Annotated in this window: 15 protein-coding genes; 4 read left to right on the top strand and 11 right to left on the bottom strand. The window is 49.8% G+C overall.

The features are described 5' to 3' along the window. Window positions 1–59 precede the first annotated feature (59 nt). The 3 genes from ACO0LB_RS00650 to ACO0LB_RS00640 all read left to right on the top strand — a co-directional run bounded on the left by ACO0LB_RS00650 (window position 60) and on the right by ACO0LB_RS00640 (window position 4,082). Window positions 60–935, top strand: coding sequence for a helix-turn-helix domain-containing protein (locus tag ACO0LB_RS00650; RefSeq protein WP_423045475.1), 876 nt, complete (start codon window positions 60–62; stop codon window positions 933–935). 88 nt (window positions 936–1,023) lie between these two features. Continuing rightward, the gene (locus tag ACO0LB_RS00645) at window positions 1,024–1,884 is read left to right on the top strand and encodes a metal-dependent hydrolase (RefSeq protein ID WP_423045473.1); all 861 of its coding nucleotides are present in this window, start codon (window positions 1,024–1,026) and stop codon (window positions 1,882–1,884) included. Window positions 1,885–2,378: 494 nt separating this feature from the next. Beyond that, complete coding sequence (locus tag ACO0LB_RS00640; protein ID WP_423045471.1) at window positions 2,379–4,082, top strand: methyl-accepting chemotaxis protein; 1,704 nt, start codon at window positions 2,379–2,381, stop codon at window positions 4,080–4,082. Window positions 4,083–4,205: 123 nt separating this feature from the next. Here ACO0LB_RS00640 and ACO0LB_RS00635 read toward each other — a convergent pair whose 3' ends face one another. From ACO0LB_RS00635 to ACO0LB_RS00590, 10 genes are all read right to left on the bottom strand, one after another. Further along, window positions 4,206–4,886: an ABC transporter ATP-binding protein gene (locus tag ACO0LB_RS00635; RefSeq protein WP_423045469.1), complete on the bottom strand. Its 681-nt coding sequence runs from the start codon at window positions 4,884–4,886 to the stop codon at window positions 4,206–4,208. Then, window positions 4,879–6,108, bottom strand: a complete 1,230-nt coding sequence (locus ACO0LB_RS00630) for an FtsX-like permease family protein (protein WP_423045467.1) — start codon at window positions 6,106–6,108, stop codon at window positions 4,879–4,881. Before ACO0LB_RS00630 ends, ACO0LB_RS00635 begins: the two co-directional genes overlap by 8 nt. Continuing rightward, entirely contained in the window at window positions 6,101–7,336 is a 1,236-nt protein-coding gene (locus tag ACO0LB_RS00625; protein WP_423045465.1) for an efflux RND transporter periplasmic adaptor subunit, read from the bottom strand. Before ACO0LB_RS00625 ends, ACO0LB_RS00630 begins: the two co-directional genes overlap by 8 nt. Window positions 7,337–7,541: 205 nt before the next feature. Continuing rightward, window positions 7,542–8,867, bottom strand: coding sequence for a TolC family outer membrane protein (locus ACO0LB_RS00620; protein ID WP_423045463.1), 1,326 nt, complete (start codon window positions 8,865–8,867; stop codon window positions 7,542–7,544). A 27-nt stretch (window positions 8,868–8,894) separates the two neighbouring features. Then, window positions 8,895–9,218 carry a rhodanese-like domain-containing protein gene (locus ACO0LB_RS00615; protein WP_423045461.1) on the bottom strand — a complete coding sequence of 108 codons (324 nt, stop codon included), beginning with the start codon at window positions 9,216–9,218 and terminating at the stop codon, window positions 8,895–8,897. A 33-nt stretch (window positions 9,219–9,251) separates the two neighbouring features. After that, window positions 9,252–9,902: a protein-L-isoaspartate O-methyltransferase family protein gene (locus ACO0LB_RS00610; protein WP_423045459.1), complete on the bottom strand. Its 651-nt coding sequence runs from the start codon at window positions 9,900–9,902 to the stop codon at window positions 9,252–9,254. Between the two features lie 68 nt (window positions 9,903–9,970). Then, on the bottom strand, window positions 9,971–13,141 hold the full coding sequence (locus ACO0LB_RS00605; RefSeq protein WP_423045457.1) for an efflux RND transporter permease subunit: 3,171 nt from the start codon (window positions 13,139–13,141) through the stop codon (window positions 9,971–9,973). A gap of 3 nt (window positions 13,142–13,144) precedes the next feature. After that, window positions 13,145–14,287, bottom strand: a complete 1,143-nt coding sequence (locus ACO0LB_RS00600; RefSeq protein WP_423045455.1) for an efflux RND transporter periplasmic adaptor subunit — start codon at window positions 14,285–14,287, stop codon at window positions 13,145–13,147. 205 nt (window positions 14,288–14,492) lie between these two features. Beyond that, window positions 14,493–15,131, bottom strand: a complete 639-nt coding sequence (locus ACO0LB_RS00595; protein ID WP_423045453.1) for a TetR/AcrR family transcriptional regulator — start codon at window positions 15,129–15,131, stop codon at window positions 14,493–14,495. 223 nt (window positions 15,132–15,354) lie between these two features. Then, the gene (locus tag ACO0LB_RS00590) at window positions 15,355–15,558 is read right to left on the bottom strand and encodes a hypothetical protein (protein ID WP_423045451.1); all 204 of its coding nucleotides are present in this window, start codon (window positions 15,556–15,558) and stop codon (window positions 15,355–15,357) included. Window positions 15,559–15,581: 23 nt separating this feature from the next. On the opposite strand from ACO0LB_RS00590, the gene ACO0LB_RS00585 reads away from it, so the two are divergent. Further along, on the top strand, window positions 15,582–15,839 hold the full coding sequence (locus ACO0LB_RS00585) for a YkgJ family cysteine cluster protein (RefSeq protein ID WP_423045449.1): 258 nt from the start codon (window positions 15,582–15,584) through the stop codon (window positions 15,837–15,839). 176 nt (window positions 15,840–16,015) lie between these two features. Here ACO0LB_RS00585 and ACO0LB_RS00580 read toward each other — a convergent pair whose 3' ends face one another. Beyond that, complete coding sequence (locus tag ACO0LB_RS00580) at window positions 16,016–16,411, bottom strand: winged helix-turn-helix transcriptional regulator (protein WP_423045447.1); 396 nt, start codon at window positions 16,409–16,411, stop codon at window positions 16,016–16,018.

Here is a 16,411-nt window from a genome sequence, read left to right as displayed (position 1 = left end):
GCGAAAAATATCCGGCAAAATATTCTGCGAAATATTCTGCATAAGTCATCAGGCCAGACATGCTCACCTACGTCATTCCACCTCTGCCACACCTGTCTGATCTGATTATGCATCTGCTGGTCGTTGATCTTGACGATGGCGTATCGTTACTGCCAGCAAGCCTATGTCCGTCGCTGATGTTATTCGTCCGTGGCTCTGCACAAATTGTCAATGACGATGGCAGCCGGACTGAAAGTCATCGCTTCTTTCTGCGCGGGCCATTTTTATCACCAACCCGAGTGACGTATGAGCCAGGAACGATCTCGCTTTCTGTCTGTCTGAAGCCGGGCATGCTGCAACAGACGCTAGGTATTTCTGCTGCTTCAGTCACTGGCTCCTCTATCCGTATGGACGAACTCATCAGTAATGAAAAAACCGATGCGCTGCTCCACGCGATTGAGGAGGTAAACGCACGATATGATGGCCGTATTTCTGCCACCCATGCGCATGAACTCAGTACATTATTCCAACGTTTTTTACTGAACAATCTTCACCATAAAAAAAATAATCATCTTGGTGCTGCATTTCTGGCAGCACGCCAGAAACTATTTTTCCCTTTGGCAGATTTATCGGATTATTTTGGAATCGGACAACGACAACTGGAGCGACGTGTCAGAGAAACGTTCGGCGTTACCTTGCGAGACGTCAGACGCATAGCACGTTTCGGACTTTGCCTGCCACTGATCGTCGATCAATCCCTTTCCTGGGGAGACCTGACGCGCGTCGCGCATGAGTCAGGCTATTACGATCAGGCACATATGCACAGAGAATTTGTTGAGCTTGTGGGAATACCGCCGATGCAACTGCTGCAAAAAATTGCCAGCAGCGATCCTGCTTACTGGATTTTCCGTTTGAGTAATACAGAATTCCGGCAACTTTTTATTCCTGTCGAATGACGTGTCTGTACAAATTTGACGTATCAATACAATGTTATATCGTGCAGGATCATTACACTCAGTCACATTCCGAATAACAGGAGCTGAGATGAATCACACCACGACCAATAACATGTCCACCGAAAAACAACGACCAGCGCTGACTATCCGCCACCTGAATGTCGATCTGTCGCAAGGTTTCCCGCGTCACTGGATGGGTGAAAACGCATTTGTGTCACATTTATTCAATGCCCAATCGATGAGCTTTCCGATTGGGGAACAATACTTCATCGATAGCGTACGCGCCGCACTGCCTTTGATTACCAATAAAGACTTGCAATCACAGATCAAGGGGTTTATTGGACAGGAAGCAACGCACCGGCAAATTCATCAGCAATATAACGCCGAACTCGAAAAGCAAGGTCTGCACTACTGGATAGAACCTTACGTCGCTTGGCGAATCAAAACAGCAAAAAATCTGGGAGTGAAGAATAATCTGGCCGTCACTATGGCCTATGAACATTTCACTGCCATTTTTTCCGATGGTGTACTCAGTGAGACGCAATGGATCGCGGATGCGGCTGAACCATTGAAAACACTGTGGACATGGCACTCTATTGAAGAGACAGAACATAAATCGGTCGCCTTCGATGCGTATCATGCTATCGGCGGCGGCTATCTGAGACGTATCGCCTGGTTTCTCTATGTCAGTCTGCTATTTTCGATTGACACTTTATTACAAACGACACATTGCCTGTACCGCGACGGAGAACTGTTTAAAACAAAAACCTGGGGACAAGCAATCAAATTCTGCGTTGGTCGTGGTGGCCTGTTGCGCTTTTCTTTCCCGCATTATTTGCGTTATTTCAAACCCCGTTTTCAACCGTGGCAAAGAAATAATTTGTCACTGACTGAGGATTGGCTCAAAAACAGGCAGTCAAGTTATCGCCAGATTTCTGGTAACAATTGACGCTCTTTTCAAAACACGTTAACGGCGTACATCAATGAAATATTTCCTGTAAGTATTTGATTTCTTTGAGGAAATTAATTTCCTCAAATCACTATTCACATTAAAACTCAACAAAAATCTGGTTACTTGTTCATCCCTTTTCATTTCATTTTTTGCGAAATTTATTATTTTTAATGAAATAAAATCGCATTCTGTGTTTGAGAAATGTCAAACAGTATGACAGTAACCTCCATCTCCTCTTCTTTCCTTTTGACAGCGTCACAAGCGGGCTTTTATAGTCGCCGCTTGCTGCGTTGGTTTCTTTTCAATGCCTATAAAAAGTCCGCTTAAAACGTCTGCTTAAAACGTCCGCTTAAAGCATCTGTTTATGCAGGCTCAGAATCTGGTACGGACTTTCGGAGCAACAGTATCTCTGTGCCTTGAATATCGAATCATTTTGTCCCAAACCAAGACAAACATCGTTCTTAAAATACCTCCTCGATCTGAGAAAAATTATGCGCAATAACTTACCGGTGACAAATCAGGAATATGTATTAAACGATACAGAAACCATCGTTTCAAAAACAGATTTAAAAGGCAATATCACTTACGTGAATCAGGACTTCATCCGTATCAGTGGATTTTCAGAACAGGAATTATTGGGCGCACCGCAGAATCTTGTTCGTCATCCAGATATGCCAGCAGAAGCTTTTGCCGATTTATGGGCAACGATAAAAAAAGGAAAACCATGGACAGGGCTGGTAAAAAATCGTTCGAAGAACGGTGATTTTTACTGGGTAGAAGCAAATGCAGCACCGTTGATACGCGATCACCAGATTGTTGGATATACGTCTATCCGCATCAAACCTGCACGAGAAAAAATCATTGCTGCAGATGCCGCTTATCGCGCCATCAAACAAGGTGATACGTCACTGGAAATTGTCGAAGGTGTGGCACGTCAACGCAACACATTCAGCTGGTTTAAGTTGTTGCCTGAGTTGACACTGGCAGCCAGAATGAGCTCCTTTATCATGACTGTCGTCATGTTGTTCGCTTGTATCGCATTGTCTGCATTCCTGATGCCGACGACTCCTGCAAGCGCCTCTTACATGCAGACGATGCTTGGATTTTCGGTGTTTGGCATATTATTTGCCAGTTACTGCGGCTGGCACCTGTATAACAATACGATTCCTCCGCTGAACAACATCATGCACGACATCAGAGAAATGAGCGAAGGCAATCTGGCAGAACATATTCACACCCATGGCAATGATGAGATCGGTCAGACCATGCAGGCACTACGAGTTTTACAAACCAATCTGAAGCTCCTGATCGGACAAATTAAAGAATCCACTGGACAGGTCCATCTGGGCGCAAATGAGATCGCTGCGGGTAATGCAGATTTATCTGAGCGAACAGAATCGCAGGCAAGTTCGCTGGAAGAAACTGCCACCTCCATGGAAGAACTGACTTCTGCAGTCCGTCAGAATTCCGATAACAGTCAGGAAGCCAATCAACTGGTGATGTCCACCAGCCAGTTCGCAGAAAAAGGAGGAGAGGCGGTTGCGAAAGTCGTACACACCATGAACTCGATCAGCGAAAGCTCGCAACGAATTTCTGACATTGTCGGTGTCATCGATGGCATTGCATTCCAAACCAATATTCTGGCGCTGAATGCGGCGGTGGAAGCTGCCCGTGCAGGCGAGCAGGGTCGCGGCTTTGCCGTCGTCGCCAGCGAAGTGCGCAATCTGGCGCAGCGCAGTGCAACGGCAGCCAAAGAAATCAAGCATCTGATCGACAACTCTACCGATATCGTCACTGCCGGTAGCAGTCTGGTAAATGAAGCGGGCCATGTGATTCATGAAGTGGTGGAAGGTATCCGGCAAGCGGCGGCCATCATGCACGATATTACGCAAGCCAGTCTGGAACAAAGCACAGGCATAGAACAAGTCAATCAGGCAATCATACAGATGGATCAGATGACGCAACAAAACTCTGTCATGGTGGAGGAGGCTGCATCATCGTCAGACAGTTTGCGGCATCAGGCAGAAACATTGCGTGGCCTGGTCGAAAGCTTCAAACTGGTCAACGGTGGCAGTCATGCACCAACAAGCATCCAACAGATGCACTTGGTGAAACCGGCAAAACCGGTACGTCAGGCAAATTTGATCGATATTCGTACTCAAAAGCAGAAAGCGACATCAGCCCGTCTGCGCTAAGTAAGAAATATCAACAAGGAATGGCAACAAGCAATAGCAACGACCTCGCCCGCTGGAATGATCACCTGGACGGGTCATCGAAAAAGTTTTAGTACAAAATCCGGCGTGTGCGCATCGCCGGATTCAAACGATGCGACCGTCGACCAATTCTATGGTTCGGTCGCAACGTTTTGCCAGCTCCATATTGTGAGTGACCATCAGGAACGTCGTTCCATGTTCCTGATTGACCTGGCGCATCAGTTCAAAAATAGCATCAGTTGATTTGGTATCCAGATTACCGGTCGGTTCGTCAGCCAGAATCAGCGGCGCATTCAATGCCAACGCTCTCGCAATCGCTACCCGCTGCTGCTGCCCTCCCGACATGTTCCCGACCAGATGATCCTGCCATTGACGCAGATTCACTTTGTCCAGCAGCGCTCTCGCTTTGTCGCGCATGGACTTGTCCGGACGACCTTGCTGCATCAGCATTGGCATCATGACGTTTTCAGTGGCAGTAAAAGCCGTGAGCAAATAATGCGACTGAAATACAAACCCAATCGCCTGACCTCGCAACCGGGTCAGATTATCCTCATCAAGGGTGCTGGTCTCTTGTCCTGTCATAAACAACTTGCCGCTACTGGGGCGGTCAAGCAAACCGATGATATTGAGCAAAGTACTCTTGCCAGAACCTGATGGGCCGATCAGGGCGGCGAACTCTCCCTTCTGTATCGTCAGGTCAATATCAAACAGCACCTGACTTTCGGCAGGCGTACCGATTGCATACGATTTGCATACGCGCTCCAGCTGTAAAACAGTATCAGCCACGGATAGCCACCACAGGGTCAAGACGAGCCGCACGTATTGCAGGTGTAGCTGCAGCCAACAATCCAGCCAGCATTGCCAACAAGGCGCTCCATAAAAAGAAACTCATGTCCATATCAATCACAAACATCGGTGTTCCGTCAGGATTTTTGGCAACCCACTTCCATGCGGATAACAATCCCATCGCCAGTGCAGACCCGACAATGGAACCAAGCAGACCGACAAGTGCGCCCTGAATCAGAAAAATTCTCATGATCTGCCCACGACTTCCCCCCATGGCGCGCAGAATACCCACTTCCTTTTGTCGCTGTACCACCGATACCACCAGCACGCTGGCAATCCCAGCCGCAACTGAGAATCCGACAAAAATACGTATCAGCAGGCTCGAATACGTCTGCGCCCGCATTGCCAGGAAAAACTGACTGTTATTGGCAATCCAGCTCAATGCATTCAGACCGGTAGAATTAGCGATGGACTGTGCAATATCTTCGGCAGCATAAGGGTCTTGCACAGTCAGATCAATGCTGGCGACGCCCCCTACCATGTCCAGCAGGTTTTGTGCAGTAGATAGCAATACATAGACATTGCGCTGGTTCGCGCCACGACTCCCCAAATCAAAAATACCGACGATATTCAGTGTCAGATTGGCACCGGCAGCAGATGCCACGCGCAGCTTATCTCCAACACCCACTCCCATGTCTTCTGCCAGTTGCGTTCCAATCATCATATCGGTGTTTGTCATACGAAAATTTCCGCTCGTCATTTTGTCTGCGAGAGGAATGATTTTATTGTACTGCTCAGGCTCTATGCCGATCAGTGAAATGGATTGCGTTGCACTCCCCCGTACGACCAGTGCAGGACCGGTTGCCGTTGGCGATACCGCGACGATGTCACTGCGTTGCTGCATCTGATCACGCACCTTTTGCCATTGGTCGATGGTATTCATCCGTTGCGATGGTTTTTGTCCGGTAGACGCAATCACTTGTCCCGGCGTAGCACGCATAACCAGCTTCGCCTGCTCTTTGGGACGCTCTAATGTGATGTGGGGCTGAGAACTCAGAACACGGCGAAATAAATTCCCCTGCATACCGACTAACAGTGCAGACATAAACACAATCACCCCCACACCAATAGCAACACCGATGATGATGAACAAGGATTGCAAACGCCCTTCCCGCAGAAAACGGGTGGCAACGATCCATTCAAATGGCAACAGGCTATTCATGCGATTGGGTATCAATGTGAACGCGCTGTCCGTCCGTCAGTGCCAGTCCCGTTGCTGGCAAGACCAGATCGGCTGCGGTGAGGCCTGACAGTATTTCTATATTTTTGTCACCGCGTACGCCAAGCTGTACCTGACGTTTTCTGGCTTTGCCATTGTCCAGCATCATGACCCAGGGTGCGCTTCCCAAAGCGTCATGTATCGCCTCGACGCTGAGCGACAATGCATCCTTGCGCCTCGCCACTTCAATCTCTACAGAGACGGTCATATCCTGTTTCAGAAAGGCAGGTGGTTCAGGTACATTGAGCTTGATGTCTACCGATCCGCGCAGGGCATTCACGCCGGGATTGATGTAGACCAGTTTTGCGGGAAATCGTTGTCCTGGATAAGCGTCGGCCATCGCCTGCGCGGCTTGCCCCAGTTGCAGATAGCGCAGATTTTTTTCATCAATCTGTATCAATAACTGCGTCAGACCGACGGGGGACAACACCATGAGTACTTTACCTGGCTGTACGATATCACCACGCTCGACGTCGCGGGAGATCAGCACACCATCAGCCACGGCAACTATACGTGTGTGATCCAGTTTGGCTTGTGCAGCATGGGCACTGGCGATCGCCTGTTCCAACGCAGCACTGGCAAGCTGATAATCACTGCCAGCGGGCTTACTCGACTGCGCCTGCAAACGCGCGCTATCGTATTGGCTGCGTGCCACATCGAGATTACGCTGTGCATCGTCGAGTTGTGCTTGTCCGACAAATCCTTTCGCCACCAGTTCTTTGCTGCGATCAAATTGTTTCTGGACATTCGACAACGTGACTTCTGCCTGTACCCGCGCCTGCTCTGCCACTGGCTGCGTCAGATCATGAAATTGCCGGAGCTTGACTTCCGCCTGATGAACAGCGGCGTTGGCTTGTTCCAGCGCGGCAATTTCATCGGTCGCATCCAGTTGTATCAGTACATCGCCTGCTTTGACCGTCTGCCCTTCTTTGACAGGCACTGCAGCTACTCTGCCGGTGATCTGCGTTCCGATATCAACCCTTGCTGGCGTTTCTATGCGTCCGCTGGCTACGACCGTCTGAATCAGTTCACCGCGCTGCAAATGAAATACCCGAATCTTGCCTCGCCCCCATTGTGCCCAGGCTGCGTAGGCAAGCACCACGATGCCAAGGGTAATCAATAATCCCGATAGCAGGCGGCGCTGATGCAACAGGGCGATCAATCGCTTCATTTGTGTTCTTTCCTCATAAAATGGCGGTATCTGATCAATATAGTACTGCATTGTTGTAACACATTGATATTACACAACCAGTACCATTATCCGCTCACATCAACCCACATCAGCCCACAAATAAAAAAACCTGCCGCAACTTACGACAGGTTTTCAGATACTGACAAACACTCCAGACTAAAACGAAAAATAAGCGAACGCGTGATCAGCGCTGCAACAGCAAATTAACTTCTTCCAAATCCTGTTCTTTCAACGTGCCCGCCGCAGATTTCAGCTTCAAGCCATTCATGATGGTGTCATAACGTGCTTTCGCCAACGTCTGACGTGTCGTGTACAACTGTTGCTGCGCATTCAGCACATCAATGTTGATGCGAACGCCCACCTGATAACCGAGCTTGTTCGACTCCAGCGCAGATTGGCTGGAAATTTCCGCTGCTTCATACGCCTTCACCTGTGCCAGTCCGCTGGTCACGCCAAAAAAGGCCTGACGTGCTCCCTGGGCAGCAGCGCGGCGTGCCGTTTCAAAATCACTTCTGGCTTTGTCTTCGAGTGCTATGGATTCTTTCACCTTACTATCGACAGCAAAGCCTGAAAAAATCGGTACACTCCATTGCACTCCAATCGTCGTCGGTTTGATGACGCCGCTGCCGCTGGTGGACGCAGCACCGGTGCTGGAATTGCGACCAGTGGTGGCGACCAGATCGACGGTCGGATAATGACCAGCGCGATTTCTTTCAATATCACGTTTGGCAATTTCTACAGCAACCTGTGACGCCACCACACTGAAATTCTGATTTTCAGCGGAAGTGACCCAGCCTTCCATTTTTTCTGGTTGGGGAGGCGTGAGTTTAATGCCGGCTTTCAACGTAGCAAGCTCACCGGCCTGTTTACCTATGATCTGCTGCAAAGCTGCACGTTTAACTTCCAGATCACTCTGACCGGCATATTCCTGCGCAATAATCAGATCGTAACGTGCCTGTGCTTCGTGTGTGTCAGTAATAGTGGCAGTGCCGACTTCGAAATTGCGTTTGGCTGATGCCAATTGCTCAGACGTAGCAATTTTTTGCGCTTGTAATGTGGCCAGAGTATCCTGCGCTGCCAACACATCGAAATAGGCCTGTCCAACGCGAACGATCAGATCCTGCTTCGCTTGCGCAAACTGAGCCTCACTGACCAGCACCGACAACTTACCCTGCTCATACTGCTGCCAGTTCGCCCAACGGAATAATGGCTGCGATAGCGCCAGTGTCCAGGTGTTGCTGTAACCGTTCAGAGTACGTTCACCACTTACGGCATCGAGCTGCGTTTCTGTACGGGATTTTGTATCGCTGCCACTAAGGCTAATGCCTGGCAACAAACCTGCGCGACCCTGAACTGATTTTTCCTGACCAGCAGTCAGTGCAGCACGGGCACTAGCGTACTGTGCATCATTTGCCAGTGCATCTTTGTATATTTGCAGCAAATCAGTGGCATTTGCATTCAGTGAGAAAAAAGCACCGGCAAGCAAAGCTGCCATTACAGGGTTACGCATGAAACGCTCCGAATCGATAAAAATAAGTTAATAGGTTGGCATTTCCGGATCGACTTGCTGTGCCCAGGCATGCACACCACCGGTCAGATTAATTGTCTGGGTAAAACCCTGACGCTCCAGAAAAGACGCCACTTGCATACTGCGACCGCCGTGATGGCAAATGCAGACAATAACCGCATCTGGATCCAGCTCATTAAAACGGGCGGGAACTGTCTGCATAGGCATCAGCTGAACGCCGCTGATATGACAGGTTTCATATTCCCAAGGTTCCCTGACATCAAGTAACAGCGGAGGATTTTTAGTCGTATCCGCCAGCCATTGAGCCAATTCAGTTGCAGTAATATTTTGCATAATCAGATATCGTAGAGAGCGAACCGGTGATGATCAGAAGACAAAGCGGGAAGCGATTTCCGCACCTGGCAATGCAGGCAACACTGTGTCAAACAGAATACGGGTTTCAAATGCGCTCTCTGATGTACGTGTCACCAGCTGCGCCGTCATCATCGGTAACTGTCCGACAATCACGAGCAAACGACCACCAACATTCAGTTGTTTTTTCAGTGTTTCCGGAATGACATCCAGAGCACCCGCCACCACGATCGCATCATACGTGCCTGTGTGTTTGCCGGTCAGGCCGTTACTCTGAATCAGATCCACATTGCGTACGCCATCTTTGTTCAGATTGCCGGCGGCCAGGTCTTTGAGTTCTGCAGACGATTCCAGCACCGTCACATGACGTGCCAAATGCGCCATCAATGCCGCCACGTAACCTGTAGATGCACCAATCAGCAATGCAGAATCCTGTTTTTTCAGACCAAGTTCCTGAACAATACGGGCTTCCAGCTTAGGCGTCATTGCATGGGTATTGCCTGGCAAAGGCAATTCCGTGTCGAAGAACGCCAGACTTTTCTGGGCTTCTGGGAAGTAATTTTCACGCTTAACGACGATCAACATGTCCAGCACTGCCTTGTCCAAGACATTCCAAGGGCGGATTTGTTGTTCTATCATGTTGAAACGGGCTTGTTCGATATTCATCTTTTCACTCGGTTGCGTAATTAATCGGGAAACCGCATTTTATCAAAGCGCTCGCCGTCATTGCGGACTCATTGCGGATTACCTCGCCATTTTCGTGTGAACCACTGCCCCAGATCATCCAGATAGGTATAAATGACGGGTACAACGACCAGCGTCAGCAATGAAGAAGTAATAATCCCGCCAATCACCGCCTGCCCCATCGGCGCGCGCTGCTCTGAACCTTCGGTCAGGGCAAACGCCAGTGGTACCATCCCGAACACCATCGCCAAAGTTGTCATCAGGATAGGGCGCAAACGCACATGCGCAGCCTCCAACAGCGCTTCAACCCGCTCTTTGCCTTCTTTTCTTGCCTGATTGGCAAAATCGACCAGCAAAATGGCATTTTTGGTGACTAATCCCATCAACATAATGAAGCCGATGATAGAAAACATGTTCAGCGTGGAACGGAAGAACATCAGAGCCAGAAACACACCGATCAATGTCATCGGCAGAGCAGACATAATCGCTACCGGTTGCAGGAAACTCGCAAACTGCGACGCCAGGATCATGTAAATGAAAATCACCGCCAGTAACAGCGCCGATAAAGCGTAGCCAAACGACTCATTCATGTTTTTAGTGGCGCCGCCCATTTTGAAGCGGTAACCCGGCTTCCATTGAATACTTTCCAGTGCTTTTTTCACATCAACGCCAGCTTGCCCTGCGGAACGACCTACCACGTTGGCAGAAATCTCGACCTCCCGGTTCAGATCACGACGGTTAATCTGATTCGCGCCGGTAGACATACGGATATCTGCCACCTGACGTAAGGGCACCATTTTGGGGGAGCCATCTGCATTGGTCTGTGAACTCAACAACATCAGACGTGACAAGTCATCAGGATTATTTCTGTCATCCGGTGACAAGCGTACGGATACATCGTAGTTTTCGTCATCCGGGGCGCGCCAGGTGGTCGCTGCTTCACCCGCCAGCAAAGGACGCAAGGCATTCCCTATCTGGGCAACCCCCACACCAAGATCAGCGCCAAGGTCACGTTTAGGTGTGACAGAAATAGTCGGTTTTTCTGCTTTCAGACTGGAATCGATGTCCACGATGCCAGGAATCGCCTTTAATTTATTCTGCACTTCGACGGACAAACGCCCCAGCTCTTTCAAATCCGTTCCCTGTAAACTGAATCGCATTTGCTTGCTGTCGCCTCCTACGCCATCCAACGCACCGATATGCGTGACCGTAATTCCTGCTACTTGCGCTAAACGATTACGCAAAGGGATCGACATCTGCGATGTCGTACGGCTGCGATCCTTGCGTGGCACCAGCCGGATAAACGTAGTCACATAGTTTTTGCCTTGTGCCGAACCAGTATTGACGGTGCTGTAGGTGTCTACGACTTCCGGAAACTCTTTCAGCACGGCTTCCACCTGATGCACTTTGGTTTCTGTCAATTCAATCGAAGAACCCACGGGAGTATAAAAAGTGATGCCGGTTTCAGAATAATCTGCCTGCGGCACAAACTCACTACCGATCAATCCTGTTCCAGGAATCGCAAGGCCGACAAAGAACGTCATCGACGCGATCAGCAGTGTCTTGACCCGGTGCTTCAGCGACCAGCGCAACATTTGCTGATACAGCGCAGAAAACCATTGCACACCACGTTCAAACTGTTCCAGTACGCGTCCTATGGTGTTGGCATAAATACCCTTGCGTTTTCCCCGATGTTCATGCCCATGCACATCGGGGTCAGGCCAGATCGATGACAACATCGGATCCAGCGTGAACGACACGAACATAGAAATCAGCACTGCCGCCGTGACAGTAATACCAAACTGATGGAAGAAGCGCCCAATAATGCCCCCCATGAAACCGACTGGCAAAAAAACAGCAACAATCGAGAACGTCGTCGCCAGCACAGCCAGACCAATCTCTGCCGTACCTTCCAGCGCTGCCGTATGGTGATCCTTGAACTTGCCATTCACCTTCATACCGGCATGACGGACGATATTTTCACGCACCACAATCGCATCGTCGATCAGCAATCCCACGCACAGGGACAGCGCCATCAGCGTAATCATGTTGATGGTAAAACCAAACATATCCATGAACAGGAAAGTACCGATCAAAGCAACAGGCAATGTCAGTCCGGTAATGACGGTGGAACGCCAGGAATTCAGGAAAAGAAACACGATCATGATCGTCAGCACAGCGCCTTCGATCAGTGTACGGCGGACATTTTCTACGCCAACACGTATCTGACGTGAACCATCTTTAATGACCTGCACCTTCACACCAGGATATAAAGTCTTCAGCTCAGGCTCCATGGTTTTTAATGCTTCGAGCAAGCCGTTTGCCACCTCAATTGTGTTTTGTCCCTGCGCTTTCAGAATATCGAGTGCGACAGTGCGCTGACCATTAAACAGCGCCAGTGTTTCCTGCTCTTCCTGACCATCAATAATACTGGCGACCTGCGACAGGAAAACAGATTGTCCACCACGCCGTGCAACAATGATTTTGCTGAAGTCCTGCGGGTTCTTCAGTCGCCCCTGAATCTGTACTACTTTCTCATTGTCCAGAGAACGGATGGCGCCGGTAGGAAGTTCCTGATTTTCATTGCGGATTGCGGTAATAACCTGATCAACACCCAGCCCCAGCGCTTCGAGTTCATTGGGTTTCAGGTAAATTTTGATTTCACGCTTGACACCACCCACCAGAGTGACAGAGCCGACACCACGAACGTTTTCCAGACGTTTTTTAACCAGCTGATCACCGATCGTTGACAGCTCTCTGAAATCACGTTTTTTAATTTTGTCATCATTCGTCACCGATACCGAAAAGATAGGCCGGTCAGCCGGATCATATCGGGTCACACGAGGTTCTTTGACTTCTTTACGGAAAGCAGATTTGACCAGCGCCACTTTTTCGCGCACGTCTTGCGCAGCCTGAGCAGGATCGATCGTCAGGTCAAATTCCATGATAACGACCGACGATCCCTCATACGACCGTGATGTCAGCGCGCTGATGCCATTAATGGTATTGACCGCTTCTTCCACTTTTCGGGTGATATCCGATTCCACTGTTTCCGGCGCTGCACCCGGATAATCCGTTTGTATCACCACCACAGGAAACGTAATATCGGGGAACTGATCGACCCGCATACGTTGATAAGAAAACAGACCCAGTACCACAAAGGCCAGCATCATCATGGTGGCAAGAACCGGATTACCGATACTGATACGTGTGAACCACATGGCTTACACCTTACCCGTAACAGGCGCAACTCTGGCAGGCAAACCGCTGCGCAGACTGCCCAGATTGGTTTTGATCACTTTGCTGTCTTTGGCCAGACCAGATAACACCTCGACAACCGGAACACCATTGCTGTCGCCCTTCAACCCCAGTTGCACCGTCTTTTGCTGGATCAGATTATTTTCAATGACGTACACACTGGATTGCGTCGTATCTTGCTGTATTGCCGTCTGCGGGATCAGCAGGACGCCGCTCTTTTTATCAACGACCAATTGCATCTCGCCGAACATACCCGCACGCAATATGCCTTCAGGATTAGCGATCTGAATATATGCCATGATAGATCGCGAACCAGCTGCGGTTGCCGGATTAATCCGCGTCACTTTTCCATTGACTTTATCGGCGACACCTTCGATCACCAGTTGCACCTGCTGACCGATTTTAATGTTGGCAATATCTTGCGTCGGCACCGGCGCTTCCATTTCCATGGTGCGCAGATCAACGACATCCAGCAAGCGAATATCGACTGCGACTTTTTCACCCGGCTGCACCGTGCGACTGCTGATCAGTCCGGTGATCGGCGCATGTATGGAGGTATCCGCCAACGCTTTTTGCGCAACGGACACCGCACCTTTTGCACTATCAACATTGGCGAGCGCAATCTCGTACTGATTGTTACCGTTGTCAAAAGCGTTTTTTGAAATGAAATTTTTATCCAGCAAAGCCTTGTTGTTATCGCGTGCCAGACGGGCAATTTCCAACTGTCCCTGAGCAGCTGCCAACGCACCTCGTGCCTGCGCCAGACGGGCTTCAAAATCGCCGGTATCCATCCGGACCACAACCTGCCCTTGCTGAACTGCTTCGCCTTCACGCACCAGCACCTCACGCACATCGCCAGCGACTTTTGCTTTGACGGTAGCCTGATTAAATGCCCGCAATGCACCAGATAAAGAAAGCAGTTTGCTGACATCGCCTTGTTGAGCAACAGCGATGTCACTCGGCAAAAATTCTAGCATTTGAGGCGCTGTGGTGACTGGCACTTTAGCCGCTGTCTGGGCAGTGTCAGACGATTTTTTCTTACCGAGTATCACGCCACCAGCAATCACCAACACCAGCACAACTATCCATATTCCACGACGCTTAAGCATGTTCGTTTGTCTCCAAGATTTTTTATTTGAATTGGGGCGTTGATACTAGCATCCGCGCTCACATCAGCGCAGAGAAAACATAGAATATTGCTGCTAAACAGACAGACGCGCTGAAGACAATGCAGATCATGATGCTGATTACAATTACAAATGTACTGATGCGACATCAGTACAGCGGGTTCAGCGGACTCAGCAGCTTCGGCACTCAGATCACAATGCTGCGCAAGGCCATCTGTATGTAATTTTCCAGATACATACCCAGCTCTTGTGGCTGAATCTGACATGCGCCGGGTGAATGCTTCCAGATCATCATCATGACGACAGGCGAAGTCAGCAAACGTGCATTCACTTCCAGATCGATCCCCGACATTGCCCGGAATTCACCACGGGCAATGCCTCGTCGTAAAATTTCCATCATCAGTGCATCTGCCCGATTTAATACTTCATCCTGATAAAATTTCGCCAGATCAGGAAAATTGCAAGCTTCGGCCATCATCAACTTCGGCAGGCCGGATAATTTCGTCAGCCCCATTTTTTCCCACCAGTTGCTGACCATGAGGCGGAATAAATCGCCGCTATTGCCATCAAACTGGCTCAGAGTATCTTCTGCCTCACCAATAATAGGGACAATGCTTTCCCTGACCACGGCCTTAAATAATTCTTCCTTGCTGCAAAAATACAGGTATAACGTACCCTTGGAGACACCGGCAGCGCGCGCGACATCATCCAGACGAGTGGCAGCAAAACCCCGCTCTACAAACAAATCCAGCGCCGCAGCTAATAATTCTTGCGGACGCGCATCTTTGCGACGCTCCCAGCGGGGCTTAAATGGGCATGAAATCATAACAACTCAATTAACTTACTTTTGAGTCAGTAATATAATCCTCCCGCAAAATAGCGTCAAGCAAACATTCCTGATTGCCTGTAAAGGTAAAATGGCACCTGCTACCAATTCCGCCGCCGACTTGCACGACTACTTGCACGACTATCGAGCCACATCACATCGTCTGCTCGTCTGCAGCCCATATGTAGTATGTACACAGCACGCGTGTTCAAGGGCTTGTCAGTCAGTGGAAAGCATCTTGAGGTAACAGAATGACAAACGCCAGTCGGATGCGACGAGCTGTCAGATTCGGGGAATAAACCTGCCAAACCATGTCGCCAAATGTCAGAATCAACGGATGCCAGTACAATGCGCCGCCTGCTGCATCATTGTGTTCATTACGTTCATTGCCGGACAGCAGCCCGAGCATCGACGTGTTGAATACCATACCAACTAAAAAGTAATCGCCCTATGAACTGTAGACCTGACTGTGGAGCCTGTTGCATTGCTCCCTCCATATCCAGCTCCATTCCTGGCATGAGTGCCGGGAAACCTGCGGGTAAGCCGTGCATACAACTATCGGGCGATTTTCGTTGCAATATTTTTGGGCAAGCTGAGAGGCCTGCTTGTTGCTCCGGCCTGCAACCCTCTGCGGAGATGTGTGGCGAAACCAGAGAACATGCCTTGATCTGGCTGGCGAACCTGGAAACATTAACAGCCGTCCGCTAGTGGCAAGGCAGTAGAACAGTTGTAATGAGCGCCAACGCTGTTTGACGATATATCACCACGATTCTGCCCTCATTCCACCTTCATTTCAGTTTTATCGCGCCCGCAATAGCACGCAAATGCGCCTACCCCTGATGTGCACAGCGCGATAACTGCACATGGAGCGCCATTGCCCTCTGTTATTGCCTGGCTGGCTGTTTTGCCTGCGCTTCGACGATGGTTGGCAGGTTATGTTCAATCCAGTCAGTCAGCGCTTCCACATGGCGACCGATGCCGTCGCCCAAAGGAGTCAGCGAATACTCTACATGCGGAGGCACTACCGGATACGACACGCGCAGGATGAATCCGTCCTGCTCCAGTTGTTGCAGCGTCTGGGCCAGCATTTTTTCACTTACACCGCCTATTTTGCGACGTAGTTCGCTGAAACGATGCGTTCCCTCCATGAGCGCCATCAGCACCAGTATTCCCCACTGGCTAGTCACATGCATGAGGATTTTGCGCGAAGGACATTGCGCAGCAAGTACATCTCCGCGACGCATAACCCCTGCCAGTTTGCCGGTTTCTATTTCAGCCAT

This window comes from Undibacterium sp. SXout7W (assembly GCF_049339385.1).
GTDB lineage: Bacteria > Pseudomonadota > Gammaproteobacteria > Burkholderiales > Burkholderiaceae_D > Undibacterium.
Note: the sequence above shows the minus strand (reverse complement) of the source record. Positions and strands in the feature narration are given on the sequence as shown.